The organism is Streptomyces sp. NPDC045022 (assembly GCF_056432605.1).
In genome coordinates this window covers 1-15,945 of record NZ_JBWKIR010000022.1, presented here as the reverse complement: position 1 = coordinate 15,945, position 15,945 = coordinate 1, and the positions used below count along the sequence as shown (strand labels likewise).

14 protein-coding genes, 1 rRNA gene and 1 riboswitch are annotated in these 15,945 nt (G+C 69.8%); of the genes, 3 read left to right on the top strand and 12 right to left on the bottom strand.

What is annotated here, in order from left to right; translation table 11 throughout:
- The coding region (locus AC07C1_RS30460; protein ID WP_478944170.1) for an ABC transporter ATP-binding protein at positions 1-1,095 on the top strand (1,095 nt) is incomplete at its 5' end.
- A 28-nt stretch (positions 1,096-1,123) separates the two neighbouring features.
- On the top strand, positions 1,124-1,552 hold the full coding sequence (locus tag AC07C1_RS30455; protein WP_478944168.1) for a TOBE domain-containing protein: 429 nt from the start codon (positions 1,124-1,126) through the stop codon (positions 1,550-1,552).
- Between the two features lie 87 nt (positions 1,553-1,639).
- Here AC07C1_RS30455 and gcvP read toward each other — a convergent pair whose 3' ends face one another.
- Entirely contained in the window at positions 1,640-4,525 is a 2,886-nt protein-coding gene (gcvP, locus tag AC07C1_RS30450; protein WP_478944166.1) for an aminomethyl-transferring glycine dehydrogenase, read from the bottom strand.
- A gap of 174 nt (positions 4,526-4,699) precedes the next feature.
- Positions 4,700-4,794, bottom strand: a riboswitch (glycine riboswitch).
- 119 nt (positions 4,795-4,913) lie between these two features.
- On the opposite strand from gcvP, the gene AC07C1_RS30445 reads away from it, so the two are divergent.
- Positions 4,914-5,285: a PRC-barrel domain-containing protein gene (locus AC07C1_RS30445; protein ID WP_478944165.1), complete on the top strand. Its 372-nt coding sequence runs from the start codon at positions 4,914-4,916 to the stop codon at positions 5,283-5,285.
- Here the strand turns inward: AC07C1_RS30445 and AC07C1_RS30440 are convergent.
- The 11 genes from AC07C1_RS30440 to rrf all read right to left on the bottom strand — a co-directional run.
- Positions 5,207-6,874, bottom strand: coding sequence for a DNA polymerase IV (locus AC07C1_RS30440; protein WP_478944163.1), 1,668 nt, complete (start codon positions 6,872-6,874; stop codon positions 5,207-5,209). The two genes, AC07C1_RS30445 and AC07C1_RS30440, sit on opposite strands and share 79 nt — an antisense overlap.
- A 67-nt stretch (positions 6,875-6,941) precedes the next feature.
- Positions 6,942-7,625 (bottom strand): MerR family transcriptional regulator, encoded by a 684-nt coding sequence (locus tag AC07C1_RS30435; RefSeq protein ID WP_478944161.1) that lies wholly within the window; start codon positions 7,623-7,625, stop codon positions 6,942-6,944.
- Positions 7,626-7,862: 237 nt separating this feature from the next.
- Positions 7,863-8,336 (bottom strand): bifunctional nuclease family protein, encoded by a 474-nt coding sequence (locus AC07C1_RS30430; RefSeq protein ID WP_026253112.1) that lies wholly within the window; start codon positions 8,334-8,336, stop codon positions 7,863-7,865.
- A gap of 85 nt (positions 8,337-8,421) precedes the next feature.
- Positions 8,422-9,159 carry a transcriptional regulator FtsR gene (gene ftsR, locus AC07C1_RS30425; RefSeq protein ID WP_478944159.1) on the bottom strand — a complete coding sequence of 246 codons (738 nt, stop codon included), beginning with the start codon at positions 9,157-9,159 and terminating at the stop codon, positions 8,422-8,424.
- Between the two features lie 44 nt (positions 9,160-9,203).
- Positions 9,204-10,034 carry an FHA domain-containing protein gene (locus AC07C1_RS30420; protein WP_478944158.1) on the bottom strand — a complete coding sequence of 277 codons (831 nt, stop codon included), beginning with the start codon at positions 10,032-10,034 and terminating at the stop codon, positions 9,204-9,206.
- Between the two features lie 190 nt (positions 10,035-10,224).
- On the bottom strand, positions 10,225-11,106 hold the full coding sequence (locus AC07C1_RS30415) for a DUF881 domain-containing protein (protein WP_478944156.1): 882 nt from the start codon (positions 11,104-11,106) through the stop codon (positions 10,225-10,227).
- Between the two features lie 4 nt (positions 11,107-11,110).
- Positions 11,111-11,443 (bottom strand): small basic family protein, encoded by a 333-nt coding sequence (locus AC07C1_RS30410; protein WP_003988855.1) that lies wholly within the window; start codon positions 11,441-11,443, stop codon positions 11,111-11,113.
- The gene (locus AC07C1_RS30405; protein WP_478944154.1) at positions 11,440-12,357 is read right to left on the bottom strand and encodes a DUF881 domain-containing protein; all 918 of its coding nucleotides are present in this window, start codon (positions 12,355-12,357) and stop codon (positions 11,440-11,442) included. The genes AC07C1_RS30410 and AC07C1_RS30405 overlap by 4 nt, the downstream gene beginning before the upstream one ends.
- A 167-nt stretch (positions 12,358-12,524) precedes the next feature.
- Complete coding sequence (locus tag AC07C1_RS30400) at positions 12,525-15,020, bottom strand: sugar phosphate nucleotidyltransferase (RefSeq protein WP_478944152.1); 2,496 nt, start codon at positions 15,018-15,020, stop codon at positions 12,525-12,527.
- Between the two features lie 113 nt (positions 15,021-15,133).
- Positions 15,134-15,742: a cardiolipin synthase ClsA gene (gene clsA / locus AC07C1_RS30395; protein WP_478944151.1), complete on the bottom strand. Its 609-nt coding sequence runs from the start codon at positions 15,740-15,742 to the stop codon at positions 15,134-15,136.
- A 108-nt stretch (positions 15,743-15,850) separates the two neighbouring features.
- Positions 15,851-15,945: ribosomal RNA gene (rrf, locus tag AC07C1_RS30390) — 5S ribosomal RNA — on the bottom strand; the annotation flags it as partial.

Below are 15,945 nucleotides of genomic sequence, written 5' to 3'. Positions count from 1 at the left end.
GGCCGGCCACCCACCACGCACCCGCACCCGGCCGCCGACCGCTCGGCCCCGCCCACCGAGGGCCTCGACGCCCACCTCGTCGTCGACCGCTCAGCGTTCCGCCTGGACGTGACTCTGACGGCCGCCCCAGGCGACGTCGTCGCGCTCCTCGGCCCCAACGGCGCCGGCAAGACCACCGCCCTGCGCGCCCTCGCCGGTCTCGTTCCGCTCACCGACGGCCACCTGCGCCTCGACGGCGTCCCGCTGGAGCGCACGCCCCCGGAGTCCCGCCCGGTCGGCGTCGTCTTCCAGGACTACCTGCTCTTCCCGCACCTCTCGGCCCTGGACAACGTGGCCTTCGGACCGCGCTGCCAGGGCGCGAGCAAGCCGGAGGCCCGCGCACAGGCCGCGGCATGGCTGGACCGTATGGGCCTCGCCGACCACGCGGGCGCGAAGCCCCGCCGGCTCTCCGGCGGCCAGGCCCAGCGTGTGGCCCTCGCCCGCGCCCTGGCCACCCACCCCCGGCTGCTGCTCCTGGACGAGCCGCTGGCGGCCCTGGACGCCCGTACCCGCCTGGAGGTCCGTGCCCAGCTCCGCCGCCATCTGGCCGAGTTCGAGGCGGTCGCCGTCCTGGTCACGCACGACCCGCTGGACGCCATGGTGCTCGCGGACCGGCTGGTGGTCGTCGAGCACGGCCGGGTCGTCCAGGAGGGCAGCCCGTCCGACATCGCCCGCCACCCCCGGACCGACTACATCGCACAGCTCGTCGGCCTCAATCTGTACCGGGGGCAGGCCGCGGGGCACACGGTACGGCTGGACGCCGGGCCCTCGATCACCACGACCGAGGAACTGTCCGGGCCGGTGTTCGTGGCGTTCCCGCCGTCCGCGGTCACCCTGTTCCGGGACCGGCCCACGGGGGCCAGCGCCCGCAACCTGTGGCGCTGCGAGGTCGCCGGCCTGGAGACGCACGGCGACCAGATCCGCGCCGACCTCACCGGCGAACTCCCCCTCGCCGCCGACCTCACCACGGTCGGCGCCGCCGAACTCGACCTGCACCCCGGTGCACCGGTCTGGGCGACGGTCAAAGCGACTCAGACCCACGCATACCCGGCCTGAGCGTCCTCCCGCACTACGGTGAGGGGCCATGACCCTGAGCATCCGCAACCAGCTTCCCGGCACCGTCACCGAGGTGCGCCCCGGCGAAGTCATGGCGACCGTCAAAGTCCGCCTGTCCGGCGGCCAGAACCTCACCGCGGCCATCACCCTGGAGGCCGTCGAAGAGCTGGCCCTCGCCCCCGGTTCCGCGGTGCGCGCGCTGGTGAAGTCGACGGAGGTCTCCCTCGCCACCAACCGGATCGAGGGCCTGTCGATCCGCAACCAGCTCCCCGGCACGGTCACCCATCTCACGCTCGGTGAAGCCATGGCGATGGTGAGGGTCACTGTGGACGGCGGCGAACTCACCGCCGCGATCACGAAGGACGCGGCCGGCGACCTCGGCCTCTTCGTGGGCTCCGATGTCATCGCCCTGATCAAGTCGACCGAGGTCGCACTGACGACGGCGCAAGCAACCTGACGTCCCGCTCAGGCACGGCACGACGAAGCCCGAGGGCCCCGTCCAGGCACGGACGGGGCCCTCACGCTCACACGCTCACACGCATGTTCAGTCCTCGTACGCGTCCAGCGGCGGGCAGGAGCACACCAGGTTGCGGTCACCGAAGGCCTGGTCGATGCGGCGCACCGGCGGCCAGTACTTGTCGGCCGCCGAGACGCCGGCCGGGAAGACGGCCTCCTCGCGGCTGTAGGCGTGCGTCCACTCCCCGCCGAGCGCGGCGGCGGTGTGCGGGGCACCACGCAGCGGGTTGTCCTCCGCGACCCACTCGCCGGAGCCGACCTTGTCGATCTCCGCGCGGATGGCGATCAACGCGTCGCAGAACCGGTCCAGCTCGGCCAGGTCCTCGGACTCGGTCGGCTCGATCATCAGCGTGCCGGCCACCGGGAAGGACATGGTCGGAGCGTGGAAGCCGTAGTCGATCAGACGCTTGGCCACGTCGTCCACGCTCACGCCGGTCGCCTTGGTCAGCGGGCGCAGGTCGATGATGCACTCGTGCGCGACGAGGCCGCCGGGGCCGGTGTAGAGGACCGGGTAGTGCGGCTCGAGGCGCTTGGCGATGTAGTTCGCGGAGAGCACGGCGACCTGCGTGGCCCGCTTCAGGCCCTCGCCGCCCATCAGGCGGACGTACGCCCACGAGATCGGCAGGATGCCCGCGGAACCCCACGGCGCCGCGGAGATCGGGCCCACGCCCGTCTCCGGGCCGGCCGCCGGCTGCAGCGGGTGGTTCGGCAGGTACGGCGCCAGGTGCTCGCGTACCGCGACCGGACCGACGCCGGGGCCACCGCCACCGTGCGGGATGCAGAAGGTCTTGTGCAGGTTCAGGTGGGAGACGTCCCCGCCGAAGTGGCCCGGCTTGGCGACGCCGACCAGGGCGTTGAGGTTGGCGCCGTCGACGTAGACCTGGCCGCCGGCCTCGTGGACCCGGGCGCAGATGTCGGCCACGTGCTCCTCGAACACTCCGTGTGTCGACGGGTAGGTGATCATGAGCACCGACAGCTCGTCGCCGTACTGCTCGATCTTCGCCCGCAGGTCCTCGATATCGATCTCGCCGTCCTCGGCCGTCTTGACGACGACGACCTTCATGCCGGCCATCACGGCGCTGGCCGCGTTGGTGCCGTGCGCGGAGGACGGGATCAGGCAGACCGTGCGCTGCTCGTCGCCGTTGGCGCGGTGGTAGCCGCGTACGGCCAGCAGACCGGCCAGCTCGCCCTGCGAACCGGCGTTCGGCTGGAGCGAGACCTTGTCGTAGCCGGTGACCTCGGCGAGACGTTCCTCCAGCTCGTGGATGAGCGTGAGGTAGCCCTCGGCCTGCTCGGCGGGCGCGAAGGGGTGCAGCTGGCCGAACTCGGGCCAGGTGACCGGCTCCATCTCGGTGGTCGCGTTGAGCTTCATGGTGCAGGAGCCCAGCGGGATCATGCCGCGGTCGAGCGCGTAGTCGCGGTCGGCGAGCTTGCGCAGGTAGCGCAGCATCGCGGTCTCGGAGCGGTGGGCGTGGAAGACCGGGTGGGTCAGGTAGTCGTCGGTGCGCAGCAGCGCCTCGGGCAGGGCCTCCCCGGCCGCGGCGTCCAGCGCCTCGATGTCGCCCTCGACGCCGAAAGCGGCGAAGACGGCGCCCAGCTGGGCCCGGTTCGTGGTCTCGTCGCAGGCCAGGGAGACGTGGTCGGTGTCGACCAGGCGCAGGTTGACTCCGTTGTTCCGGGCGGCGGCGACGACCTCGGCGGCCTTGCCGGGCACCCGCGCGGTGACGGTGTCGAAGTAGGCACCGTGGACGATCTCCACACCGCCGGCCTTCAGGCCCTCGGCGAGGATCGTGGCGTACCGGTGGGTGCGGCGGGCGATGGTCCGCAGACCCTCCGGCCCGTGGTAGACGGCGTACATACCGGCCATCACGGCGAGCAGCACCTGCGCGGTGCAGATGTTGCTGGTGGCCTTCTCACGGCGGATGTGCTGCTCACGCGTCTGCAGTGCGAGCCGGTAGGCCTTGTGGCCGTCGGCGTCGACCGAGACGCCCACGAGCCGGCCCGGCAGGCTGCGCGCGAACTTCTCCTGCACCGCCATGTAGCCGGCGTGCGGCCCGCCGAAGCCCATCGGCACGCCGAAGCGCTGGGTGGTGCCGACGGCGATGTCCGCGCCCAGCTCGCCCGGCGAGGTCAGCAGGGTAAGCGCCAGCAGATCGGCGGCGACGGTGACGACGGCGCCCAGCTCGTGCGCCTGGTCGATGACCGGCTTGATGTCCCGTACGGCACCCGAGGCGCCCGGGTACTGGATCAGCACGCCGTTGATCCCACGCTCGGCGATCCCCGCCGGAATGCCGTCGCTGAGGTCGGCGACGACGACCTCCACGCCGGTCGGCTCGGCGCGCGTCTCGATGACGGCGATGGTCTGCGGCAGCGCGTCCGCGTCGACCAGGAACAGGCCCTTCTTGTTCCTGCCCATGCGCCGGGACAGCGCCATCGCCTCGGCGGCGGCCGTGCCCTCGTCCAGCAGGGAGGCGCCGGAGGTGGGCAGGCCGGTCAGCTCGGCGACCACGGTCTGGAAGTTCAGCAGGGCCTCCAGGCGGCCCTGGGAGATCTCCGGCTGGTACGGCGTGTAGGCCGTGTACCAGGCAGGGTTCTCCATGACATTGCGCAGGATCACGGGCGGGGTGAAGGTGCCGTAGTAGCCGAGGCCGATCATCGAACCGAGGACCTGGTTGCGGTCGGCGAGCGAGCGCAGCTCGGCGAGCACCTCGGCCTCGGTGCGGGCGCCCGGCAGGTCCAGGGCGTCGGCGTTCTTGATCACATCCGGGACCGCGGCGGCGGTCAGCTCGTCGAGCGAGCCGTAACCGACCTGCGCGAGCATCTTGGCCCGCGCCTCCTGGTCGGGCCCGATGTGGCGCTGCTCGAAGGGGATGCCCTGCTCGAGCTCGGAGAGCGGAATGCGATGGGCGGTCATTGCGGAGGCCTCCTGGTCTGACGCGACCTGCGAGGGGCACCACGGCGCGGGTGCCCGAACGGCCTCCCCCTCTGTCATCTCGACCTGAGAGCTTCACCGGGCGCCCGAGGGTCCCGGCTTTCACCGTCGGTGAGAGCGGAAGCCGTCGACACCCGCTCTGCTTTCCAGAGTGACCTCGTCCGTGCGGTACGTGAGCCTGAGAGATTCCGGGGAGGATTTGCTCCTTCGGCGCCTCCGAGGTGGTCGGAGGACTCTCCCGCACGGGGTCAGCAGCCGCTGTCAGCCTACCAGCGAGGTCAACGCCTGAGCCTTCGAGTGGCCGCCTCCTGGAATGTGCTCTTTTGTAGTGCTTACGGATGAGTTGCGACCAAGTGGAGGGAGAGGGACCGTGCAGACCGACATCGATCCGCGCAACCTGATCGGCCGCAAGGCGTTCGACCGCAATGGCACCAAGATAGGCACCATCGACGAGGTGTATCTCGACGACGCGACCGGGGTACCCGAGTGGGCGGCCATACGCACCGGCCTGTTCTCCCGGGACGCCTTCGTCCCGCTCGAGCCGAGCGAAGTGATCGACGGTGCCCTCCGGGTCCCCTTCGACCGTGCCCTCATCAAGGACGCCCCCGACTTCGGCGTGGGCCGCCACCTCTCCCCCGAGCAGGAACTCCAGCTCTACCACCACTACGGTCTCGATCTGGCCCCACCGCCCCCGTTCCCCGACCACGACTTCGGCAGGCTGGCGGGCTCGGAGGAGGCCTGATCCCCGTCCGCAGCCTCCCGTCTCCCACCGGCCCCCTGATCCCCGTCCGCAGCCTGACTCCCCTCCGAAGGCCGCCCCCCGCCCCAGGCCGCACGCCCGCCCGAAGCCTGACTCCGGTCCATGCCGTCCGCGCGCGGCGGCATCTCCGGGCCACCAGCGGCGTCGCGGTGCCGCGCTTCCCCCGGGGCCGGGGGCGCAGCACCATGACGGTGACCAGTCGAGCTGTCGGGACCGGCGGGCGCGTGGGCGACGTCGGCCCCCTGCACCAACGGCAACGGCTCCACCGACTCCAGCGCGGGATCGTCGACGCGAAACGTCCGCACCCTCCCCGGCTCCGACTGCGGCGTCTCGAAGCGCACCGTGACCCGGCCCAGGCCGCTGCCCTGCACCCAGCCGTGGCCCCACTCGGCATGCCGCACGTCCTGCCCGGCACGCCACTGCCGCTCGGCGGGCTCCGGCTGCTCGGCCACGGCCTCGGGTGCGACGTCCTCGGCGAGGTCTCCCGCTGTCCGCTCGCCCGCCGCCTGCGCGAACAGATCCTCCTGGGTGTAGTCGGCGAGCCCGGTGACCCCCACGCCGAGCAGCCGCACCCCTCCCGTGGTGTCCACGGAGTCCAGCAGCCGCGCGGCTGCCTCCCTGATGACAGCCGGATCGTCCGTGGGCCCCCTGAGCGTCTCGGAGCGGGTGAGCGTCGAGAAGTCGTAGCGCCGTACCTTCAGCACGATGGTCCGCCCCGACAGCCCGGCGTCGCGCAGCCGCCGCACGCACCGGTCGGCGAGCCGCTGCACCTCCAGGCCGACCCGCAGCCGGTCGTGGATGTCCACGTCGTAGGTGTCCTCGACCGACACCGACTTCGCCTCCCGCTCGGCCACCACGGGCCGCTCGTCGCGGGCCAGTGCCATGGCGTACAGCGCGTGCCCGTGCGCCTTGCCGAGCAGCCGGACGAGTTCGTCCTCGCCCGCCTCGGCCAGCTCCTCGACGGTGTTGATCCCGGCCCTGCGCAGATGGTCCCCGGTGGCCGGCCCGACCCCCGGCAGGGTCCGCACCGGCATCGGCCCCAGCAGTGCCCGCTCGGACCCCGGCTCGATGAGCACGAGACCGTCCGGCTTGGCCTGCTCGGAGGCGATCTTCGCGAGCATCTTGGAGGCGGCGAGCCCCACCGACCCGGTGAGTCCCGTGACCGCCCGGATGTCCGCGCGCAGCTTCTCCCCGGCCAGCCGCGCCGACTCCTCGTCCCAGGCCGCCGCCCCGGCCTCCAGGTCCACGAACGCCTCGTCCAGGCTGAGCGGCTCGACCAGCGGCGACAGCTCCCGCAGCAGCGCCATCACCTGCTCGCTGATCGACCGGTACAGGGCGAACCGCGGCACCAGATACGCGGCGTTCGGTGCCAGCCGGCGCGCCTGGGCCATGGGCATCGCCGAGTGGACCCCGAAGACGCGTGCCTGGTACGACGCGGTGGCCACCACCCCGCGCGGTCCGAGCCCGCCCACGACGACCGCCTTGCCGCGCAGGCTCGGCTTGGACGCCTGCTCCACCGAGGCGAAGAAGGCATCCATGTCGAGATGCAGGATCGTGGGCGCGTTTCTCACATGTCCGATGCTGCACCACGGCACTGACAACGCGGTGGCACCGGGGGGCGCCCGGTCGGCCCGGGCCTCAGACCGCCCGGTTGCGGCGCCGCGCCAGCTCGTCCGCGGGATTGTGGCCGACGAGGGTCTCGCCCGTGTCGACGCGCTCACCGTGCAGCTGGGAGAGGGCGCTTTCCACGTCCCGCCACACCACGCCGACGGCGATCCCGAAGATGCCCTGACCGCCCTGCAGCAGGGCGTGCACCTCGTCCGGCGAGGTGCACTCGTACACCGTGGCGCCGTCACTCATCAGCGTCATCCGCTCGAGGTCGCGGAAACCGCGTTCTCTGAGGTGCTGGACGGTCGTGCGGATGTTCTGGAGCGAGACACCGGTGTCCAGGAACCGCTTGACGATCTTCAGGACGACGACGTCCCGAAAGCTGTAAAGACGCTGAGTGCCCGACCCGTACGCGGGCCGCACGCTCGGCTCGACGAGGCCCGTGCGGGCCCAGTAGTCGAGCTGCCGGTAGGTGATGCCGGCGGCCGCGCAGGCCGTGGGCCCGCGGTAGCCGATCTCCTCGGACGTCATGGACGCCGCCCCTCCGCCGTTCGGCACCGCCGTCGGCCGCTGCGGAGCGTGATCGACCGCGCTGCTGTGATGGGGGTACCCCCCGCCCGAACGCAGCTGAGAGCCTGGGGAAGGGTACGGACCGCTCTCCCCGAAACCGCGTCCCGAGGCACCCCCAGCCGTACCGTCGCCGCTCGTTCTCACGCCGACCTCCGTCCTTGACCTGCCTTCTCGACGGTAGGCAGTCACCAGGGGTGCGTCAACGATCGCCACACTCGGCACGCCGAGTGATAATCACCCTAGGAGTGGTTTTCCGTGCCCCACCGCGGGGAAAGGCTAGCCGAATGCGCTCGCGGGAAGCCGTAGGACGCTCTCAGTGGCCGTTGGCAATTGCCCGCACGAACCCCTGGCCGGGCGGGCCGGCCCAGGGCCGCGTGCCGCTCACTGACTGCTGGTGCCGAAGTCCTCGGGCGAGATCTGGTCGAGGAACTCGCGGAACTTCTCCACCTCGTCCTCCTGCTCGTCCGGGATGGCGATGCCCGCGTCGTCCAGCACCGTGTCACTGCCGTAGATCGGCGTTCCGGTGCGCAGGGCCAGCGCTATGGCATCCGAGGGACGGGCGCTGACCTCGACTCCACTGGCGAACACCAGCTCCGCGTAGAAGACGCCTTCCCGCAGATCGGTGATGCGTACTTCGGTCAGCTCCTGGCCGACGGCCTCCAGCACGTCCTTGAACAGGTCGTGGGTCAGCGGTCGCGCGGGGGCCATGCCCTGCTGGGCGAAGGCGATCGCCGTCGCCTCCCCCGGCCCGATCCAGATGGGGAGATAACGGTCGCCCCCCACTTCGCGCAGGAGCACGATCGGTTGGTTGGAGGGCATTTCGACCCGGACACCTACGACATCGAGCTCGTTCACACAGCAACCCTAGGCCGTGCTCGGGACGTTTGGGTAGTCGGGCCGGGAACAGGTGCCCGATCCGGCCGCTGCGGAACCCGCGGCTTCAGGGCAGCCGCACACCGAGAGCGGTCTTCACCAGGGCCGCGTGCAGTTTCACCGTGAGCCCCGCCAGCTCCTTCGTACGGGCCTCGGCATGCGCCCTGGTCTGCGGATTGCGGTGGCGCTTGAGCGGGGCGACCACCTGGTCGACGAGCCCCGCCTCGCGGTCGGCGGCGGCCTTCATCGCCCGAAGGTGGCGCGGCTCGATGCCGAACCGGCCCAGCTCGGCGACGAGGGAGGCGACAGTGACGGCCTCGGCGTCGTACGCCCCGTCCTCCAGCGGAGCGATGAGCCCGTAGGACTCCCACTCCTTCAGCTCGCCCTCGTCGATGTCCGCGGCGGCCAGCAGCTCGGCCTTGCCGACCCGGGCCACCGTGCGCGCCTCGGACGGCTCCGGTACGTCCTCTGCGGTGCGCTGGCGCCCCACCAGGGGCAGCGGGACGGCCTCGCCCCGCTCCATGGCGTCCAGGTGCTCGCGGATGACCTTGAGCGGCAGATAGTGGTCCCGCTGCATCCGCAGGACGTGCCCGAGGCGCTCGACGTCCCCGGCGCTGAACTTGCGGTACCCGGACGGGGTCCGTTGCGGCTCGATGAGGCCCTCCGACTCCAGGAAGCGGATCTTGGAGATCGTGACCTCGGGGAATTCGTCGCGCAGCACGGTCAGCACCGTGCCGATGCTCATCAGCACACTGTCCCTGGCGGCGGCACCGCTTCGGGCACCGCCGCTCGGCGTTTGAAGCATGGACCTTCCCTGGGGGTCCCCCCGGACGCCGGTCCGGGGGCGGGTCAGATGCCCTGCCGGCTCGCGAAGAACACGAGCCGGTACTTGCCGATCTGCACCTCGTCACCGTTCGACAGAGCGACCTGGTCGATCCGCTCGCGGTTGACGTACGTGCCGTTCAGGCTGCCCACGTCGGCCACGGTGAACGAGCCGTCCGGGGTGCGCCGGAACTCCACGTGCCGACGCGAGACCGTCACGTCGTCGAGGAAGATGTCGCTCTGCGGATGACGGCCGGCCGTGGTCAGGTCGCTGTCCAGGAGGAAGCGGCTGCCCGAGTTCGGTCCCCGGCGCACCACCAGCAGCGCCGAGCCCAGCGGCAGCGCGTCCACCGCGGCCTGCGCCTCGGGCGAGAGCATCGGCAGCGGTGTCTGGCCGGTCACCTCCGCGTCGTAGGCCTCGATGCCGGAGATCGAGATCGTGGACGTCGTCTCGGAGGGACGCTCGGGCGTCACACCGGGGCGCAGCGGCGCGCCGCAGTTGGAGCAGAAGCGGGCGTTCTCCGCGTTGCGGTTACCGCACCTCGTACACACCAGGACCGACATCGACGGATCCTCCTGCCGCGGCTGCCCCGCCGGGACGTTGGACGCGTACGGGCCGGGGGCGAACTCTCGACCCGTACCTGAGGTTGACGGTTGCCCGAAACCTATGCCGCCGGACTGGGCAGGGTCAACAGACGCCGCGCCCTGAGCACTGGAAATGTCACCGCCCGGACCAGCGACCTGGTCCCGGAACAGCGGGCGCCGGCCCTCCGCGTCAGGCTGTGCGCGATGACGAGCGGTCGCGTTGTCGCTGCCCTCTCGCGCGCTCTTGCCGAACAACTTCGCAAACAACTTCACGGGCGATTCCCCTTGACCGAAACAGACCCGCCCGTGGGGCAGGACGAACCCTGATTGCCTACACCGGCCGAGCCGGACATTCTCACAACGTCCGTATCCACCAGACAGTTTCCACCACGCACCACCCCTTCGGTGCGCCGACCCCCCGCAACCTCATGCCCCTGCCGGACGTTCCCCATGCACCACCGGTTCACTGGGAGGACGACCGAGCGTAGTCAGGCCGCTTCGCCTGTCGCAAGGCGTCCACGACGATCTTGTCCGACCGCTCGACGGTCACTGTGGCCTGCTCCTTCTCCAGGGTCTGCACCACTCCTCCCGGGATGTTCAGCGCCGGCTCCAGATCCTGCGGCTTGCCGATGACCTGGAAACGATAGGGGGCGTTGATCTTGTTCCCGTCGACGCTCACCGTCTTGCCGGAATCCGTGAAATAGGTGTTCGCGACCACGCGGACACCATTCACCTGGATCGCCTCCGCACCGGCCGCGCGCAGCTCCTGGATCGCGTCGAGCAGCATGTCCGCCTGGACCGTCCCCTTCTTGTCCTCGATCGTCATCGTGATGCCGGGACCCCGCGCCGCCACGGTGCCCGCCAGGATGCCGAGTTGTTTCTCCTTCTCGGCGGTCTGCTTGCGAGCCTCCGCGGCCTGGTCGGAGCTGCTCTGCAACTCCTGACTCTGCTTCTCCAGTCCCTGCTTCTCGTCCTGAAGACGCTGAGTACGCGAATCGAGTTCATCCAGGATGCGAACAAGATCTTCCTGACGGGCGCCGCGCAACGCGCTGTCGCTGTCACTGTTCGACGCCACCTGCACGGCCAGGCCGAAACCCAGACCGAACAGCAGCACGGCGACGATGAGTTGGGCCCGGGTGACCCGCGGCGGCCACAGCCCCTCGACCAGCCGCTGCCGGCCGGTCATCGGCTCCTCGGGCTGTTCCCCGGGCGCCTGCCCGGCACCGGGTGCGGGGGCGGGCACCTCGGCCGGCAGTTCCTTGCGCAGCCTGCTCTCCGGCCGTTCGTCCCGGTTGTTCCGGTCGTCCCGGCTGTTGTGGCTGTCGTTGCCGCTCTTGTCGTTCATCGCCTCACGCCCGGAACACATGGCGCCGGATCGCCGCGGCGTTGGAGAAGATCCGAATGCCCAGGACCACGACGACACCCGTGGACAACTGCGCGCCCACCCCCAGCTTGTCACCGAGGAACACGATCAGGGCGGCGACGACCACGTTCGACAGGAACGACACCACGAAGACCTTGTCGTCGAAGATGCCGTCGAGCATGGCCCGCAGACCACCGAAGACGGCGTCCAGCGCCGCGACGACGGCGATCGGCAGATAAGGCTCGACGACCGCCGGAACCTCGGGCCGGACCAACAGGCCGGCCACGACTCCCACGACGAGGCCCAGTACGGCGATCACGATGTGCCCTTCTCACTCTTCTCGGCGTTCGGCTGTGCAGTTCGTACGATCACACTCGGCGCGGCGGGCAACTGGACGTCACCCTCCGTGGCGATGGTGGCGCGGATCCCGTAGTTCTCCACCAGGGCATGCAGATACAGCCCGTCCGCGCTGTTCTGGAACCTGGTGCTCAGCCTCTCGCCGTCCCCCACCGCCAGCACCGTGTACGGCGGCACCAGCGGTTTGTTGTCGACCAGTATCGCGTCACCCGCGGCCCTGATCGCGGACAGGGCGGTCAGCCGCTGCCCGTTGATGGAGACGGCCTCGGCTCCGGAGGACCACAGCCCGTTGACCACGCGCTGCATGTCCCGGTCGCGCACCCGGCCGGTGTCGGAGAATCCCGCGGTCTCCCGCGGGTTGCTCCCGTCACCGCCGCTGCCGGCCTCCTTGGCGTCGTTCACGACGAGCCGGACGCCGGGCCCCCGCACCGCGGTGGCGCCCGACAGCATGCCCACCAGGTCCGCCTCGGCGCTGCCGCCGCTCGATCTCAGCGCCGCCCGCTGCCGCGCGCTGACCTCGTCACGCAGCTTGTCGACGGTGCCCTCGAGCTTGTCCGCGGCCTCGGTCTCGGTGTCGATGCGGTCGATCAGCTCCTGGCGCTCCTTGGCCACCACGGGAGCCGTCACCCGCGCCTGTGCCGCCCCGACGGTCACGACCAGTGCCGCGAGGACCAGACCGGCCGCCAGGCCCAGCTTCGCCCTCAGGGTCTTCGGCAGGCCACCCTCACCCCGGGACCTCTTCCGGGCAGCGGCCTCGGCATACCCGTCGTCGAGGCTGTGGTCCATGACGTTGGTGATCAACGACATGGAGGCGTCCGGACGCTGCGACCGCGTGGGGCTGCTCCGAACGGGGGGTTGCTGCGGCATGCCGCACATCGTCGCATGTCGCGAGCGGTTACTCCGAACGGCCCCACCGGCGTGCCGGACAGGCCCCCTTGGGGACACTTGTCCGGCACGCACGCGTGCAGCGGTTTTTGCCGCCCTTGACAGTCGGCGTCACCGGACGGCGCGGTCCGGACGACCGCCGTCCACTGCCACCGGCCTCACCGGCCGGCGCTGTCCACGACCGCCGCCCACTCGTCCAGCAGGGCCTGTGCGGAGGCGTCGTCGGGGCCTTCGGCCCACAGATGGGTGACTGCCTCGGCAGGGTCCGGCAGCACCATCACCCAACGCCCGTCCGTCTCCACGACCCGGACACCGTCCGTCGTGTCGACAAAGCGATCCCCGGCTGCCTCGACCACCCGTCGCATCACCAGACCCTTGACGGCCCACGGCGTCGCCAGATCCCGCTTGAGGACGTGCGCCCGCGGGATCCGGGCGTCGATCTGGCTCAGGGTGAGCTGGGTGCGCGCCACCAGCCCGATCAGCCGCACGAAGGCCGCCGTGCCGTCGTAGACGCGGCTGAACTCGGGAACGATGAACCCGCCCTTGCCGTCACCACCGAAGATGGTGCCTTCCTCACCGCCCACGCGCGTGAGGTCGTCGGGCGAGGTGGTCGTCCACTCGACCTGGGTGCCGTGGTAGGCGGCCACCTGTTCGGCGATCCGGGTGGTGGTGACCGGCAACGCCACCCGGCCACTGCGCCGCTCGGCGGCCACCAGGTCGAGCATCACCAGAAGCGCCCGGTCGTCCTCGATGATCCGGCCCTTCTCGTCCACGAGCGACAGCCGCTCGCCGACCGGGTCGAAGCGCACCCCGAACGCGGCACCCGAGGACGCCACGATCTCGCCGAGCCGCACGAGCCCGTTGCGGCGCATCTCGGCCGTCTCCGTGGGCCTCGACTCGTCGAGACCGGGGTTGATGGTCAGCGAGTCGACGCCCAGCTTGCCGAGCAGGCTGGGCAGTACGAGCCCGGCGCTGCCGTTGGAGGCGTCCACGACGACCTTGAGACCCGACTCCGCGATCCCGGTCGTGTCGACATTACGCAGCAGCGACCCGGTGTAGGAGTCGAAGACGCTCGCCGGGAAGTACAGGTCACCGATCTCCCCGGGGAACGCCCGCCGGTACTCCTGCCGCGCGAACACCCGGTCGAGCTTGCGCTGGCTGCCCTGCGACAGGTCCGCGCCGTTGCCGTCGAAGAACATGATGTCGACCGAGTCGGGCACCCCGGGCGAGGTCCGGATCATGATGCCGCCGGCGCTGCCGCGCGCTGTTTGCTGCCGGGCCACGGGCAGCGGCACGTTCTCCAGGTCGCGTACGTCGATGGCGCTGGCCTGCAACGCGGAGATGACCGCCCGCTTGAGCGCGCGGGCACCTCGGGAGTGGTCACGGGCCGTGGTGACGGTGGAGCCCTTCTTCAGGGTCGTCGCGTACGCGCCGGCGAGCCGTACCGCCAGCTCGGGCGTGATCTCGACGTTCAGGATGCCGGACACACCGCGGGCACCGAACAGATGGGCCTGTCCGCGGGACTCCCAGATCACCGAGGTGTTGACGAAAGCGCCGGCCTCGATGGTCTTGAACGGATAGACCCGGACGTTGCCCTGAACGATCGATTCTTCACCGATCAGGCACTCGTCGCCGATGACCGCCCCGTCCTCGATCCGAGCGGCGCGCATGATGTCGGTGTTCTTGCCGACGACACAGCCGCGCAGATTGCTGTGCTGGCCGACGTACACGTTGTCGTGCACCACGGCCTTGTGCATGAAGGCACCGCTCTTGACGACGACGTTCGAGCCGACGACGGTGTGCTCGCGGATCTCCGCGCCGGCCTCTACCTTCGCGTAGTCGCCGATGTACAGCGGTCCGCGCAGTACGGCGTCGGGGTGCACCTCGGCCCCTTCGGCCACCCACACGCCCGGGGAGATCTCGAAGCCGTCGATGTCGACGTTGACCTTGCCTTCGAGGACGTCGGCCTGGGCCTTCACATAGCTCTCGTGCGTGCCGACGTCCTCCCAGTAGCCCTCGGCGACATAGCCGTAGATCGGCTTGCCTTCCTTCATCAGCTGCGGGAAGACATCGCCGGACCAGTCGACCGGAACATCGGGTTCGACGTAGTCGAAGACCTCGGGCTCCATCACGTAGATGCCCGTGTTGACCGTGTCGGAGAAGACCTGCCCCCAGGTCGGCTTCTCCAGGAATCGTTCGACCTTGCCTTCCTCGTCGACGATGGTGATGCCGAACTCCAGCGGATTGGGCACACGGGTCAGGCAGACCGTGACCAGAGCGCCCTTCTCCTTGTGGAAGTTGATCAGCTCGGTGAGGTCGAAGTCGGTCAGGGCATCGCCGGAGATGACGAGGAAGGCATCGTCCTTCAGCGCCTCTTCGGCGTTCTTGACGCTTCCGGCGGTACCGAGTGGCTTCTCCTCATTGGCATACGTGAGCTCCATTCCGAGCTCTTCACCGTCGCCGAAGTAGTTCTTCACGAGGGACGCCAAAAACTGCACGGTCACCACGGTCTCGTTGAGACCGTGCTTCTTGAGCAGTCGCAGCACGTGCTCCATGATCGGGCGGTTCGCCACGGGCAGGAGCGGCTTGGGCATGCTGGAGGTCATAGGACGAAGGCGTGTGCCCTCGCCACCGGCCATCACGACGGCCTTCATGTCGGAAGCGTCCTCCTAAAGAGATGACTGTCTAGCCGACTTCACCCGTCCAAATTGTCCCGCACTTCTCGACAGCGGGCCATCGGACCACTTTGTCCAGACAAGAGACGGGCTCAATCGGCCACGGCGTCCGCGCGCACCAGACGGCGGACTTGTACTACATAGAGCACTCCTGCCCACCAGTAGAGGGTTGTACCCCAACCGGCGAAAGCCCATCCGAAAATTGCGGCGAGTGACGCGATCCATCCGTTTCCGTCACTGAGAAGCAGGAGCGGAAAGGCGTACATCAGGTTGAAGGTGGCGGCCTTGCCCAGGAAGTTCACCTGCGGCGGTGGATAGCCGTGCCGCCGGAGGATGCCCACCATCACCAGCAGCATCAGCTCTCGGGCCAGCAGAAGGGCGGTGAGCCACAGCGGCAGGATCTCCCGCCAGGTCAGCCCGAGCAGTGTGGACAGTACGTAGAGTCGGTCGGCCGCGGGGTCCAGCAGCCGGCCAAGGCTGCTGATCTGGTTCCAGCGCCGGGCCAGCTTGCCGTCCAGGTAGTCGCTGACCCCGCTGAACGCCAGCACGAGGAGAGCCCAGCCATCACTCTTGGGGCCGCCGAACTCAGGCCTGAGGATCAACCACAGGAAGAGCGGTACACCGACGAGCCGCGCCATGCTGAGAATGTTGGGGATGGTGAGGACCCGGTCTGTCTGGACACGGGTCTCCTGGACCTCCACCCGGGGGCCTCCTGTGCGAAATGAGCCAACGATGCCCCCTGACCCTACCTCAACGCAAAAAAGCTCCGGCTCTCGGGCAGAGACCCAAGAGCCGGAGCTGTAAAAGGAGTTCGGCGGTGTCCTACTCTCCCACAGGGTCCCCCCTGCAGTACCATCGGCGCTGTGAGGCTTAGCTTCCGGGTTCGAAATGTAACCGGGCGTTT

What these genes read in the sequence shown, in the direction of transcription:
- AC07C1_RS30455 (WP_478944168.1), top strand. Translation starts at nt 1,124, where the DNA reads ATGACCCTGAGCATCCGCAACCAGCTTCCCGGCACCGTCACCGAGGTG.
- gcvP (WP_478944166.1), bottom strand. Translation starts at nt 4,525, where the DNA reads ATGACCGCCCATCGCATTCCGCTCTCCGAGCTCGAGCAGGGCATCCCC.
- ftsR (WP_478944159.1), bottom strand. Translation starts at nt 9,159, where the DNA reads ATGCTTCAAACGCCGAGCGGCGGTGCCCGAAGCGGTGCCGCCGCCAGG.
- AC07C1_RS30415 (WP_478944156.1), bottom strand. Translation starts at nt 11,106, where the DNA reads ATGAACGACAAGAGCGGCAACGACAGCCACAACAGCCGGGACGACCGG.
- AC07C1_RS30405 (WP_478944154.1), bottom strand. Translation starts at nt 12,357, where the DNA reads ATGTGCGGCATGCCGCAGCAACCCCCCGTTCGGAGCAGCCCCACGCGG.
- AC07C1_RS30400 (WP_478944152.1), bottom strand. Translation starts at nt 15,020, where the DNA reads ATGAAGGCCGTCGTGATGGCCGGTGGCGAGGGCACACGCCTTCGTCCT.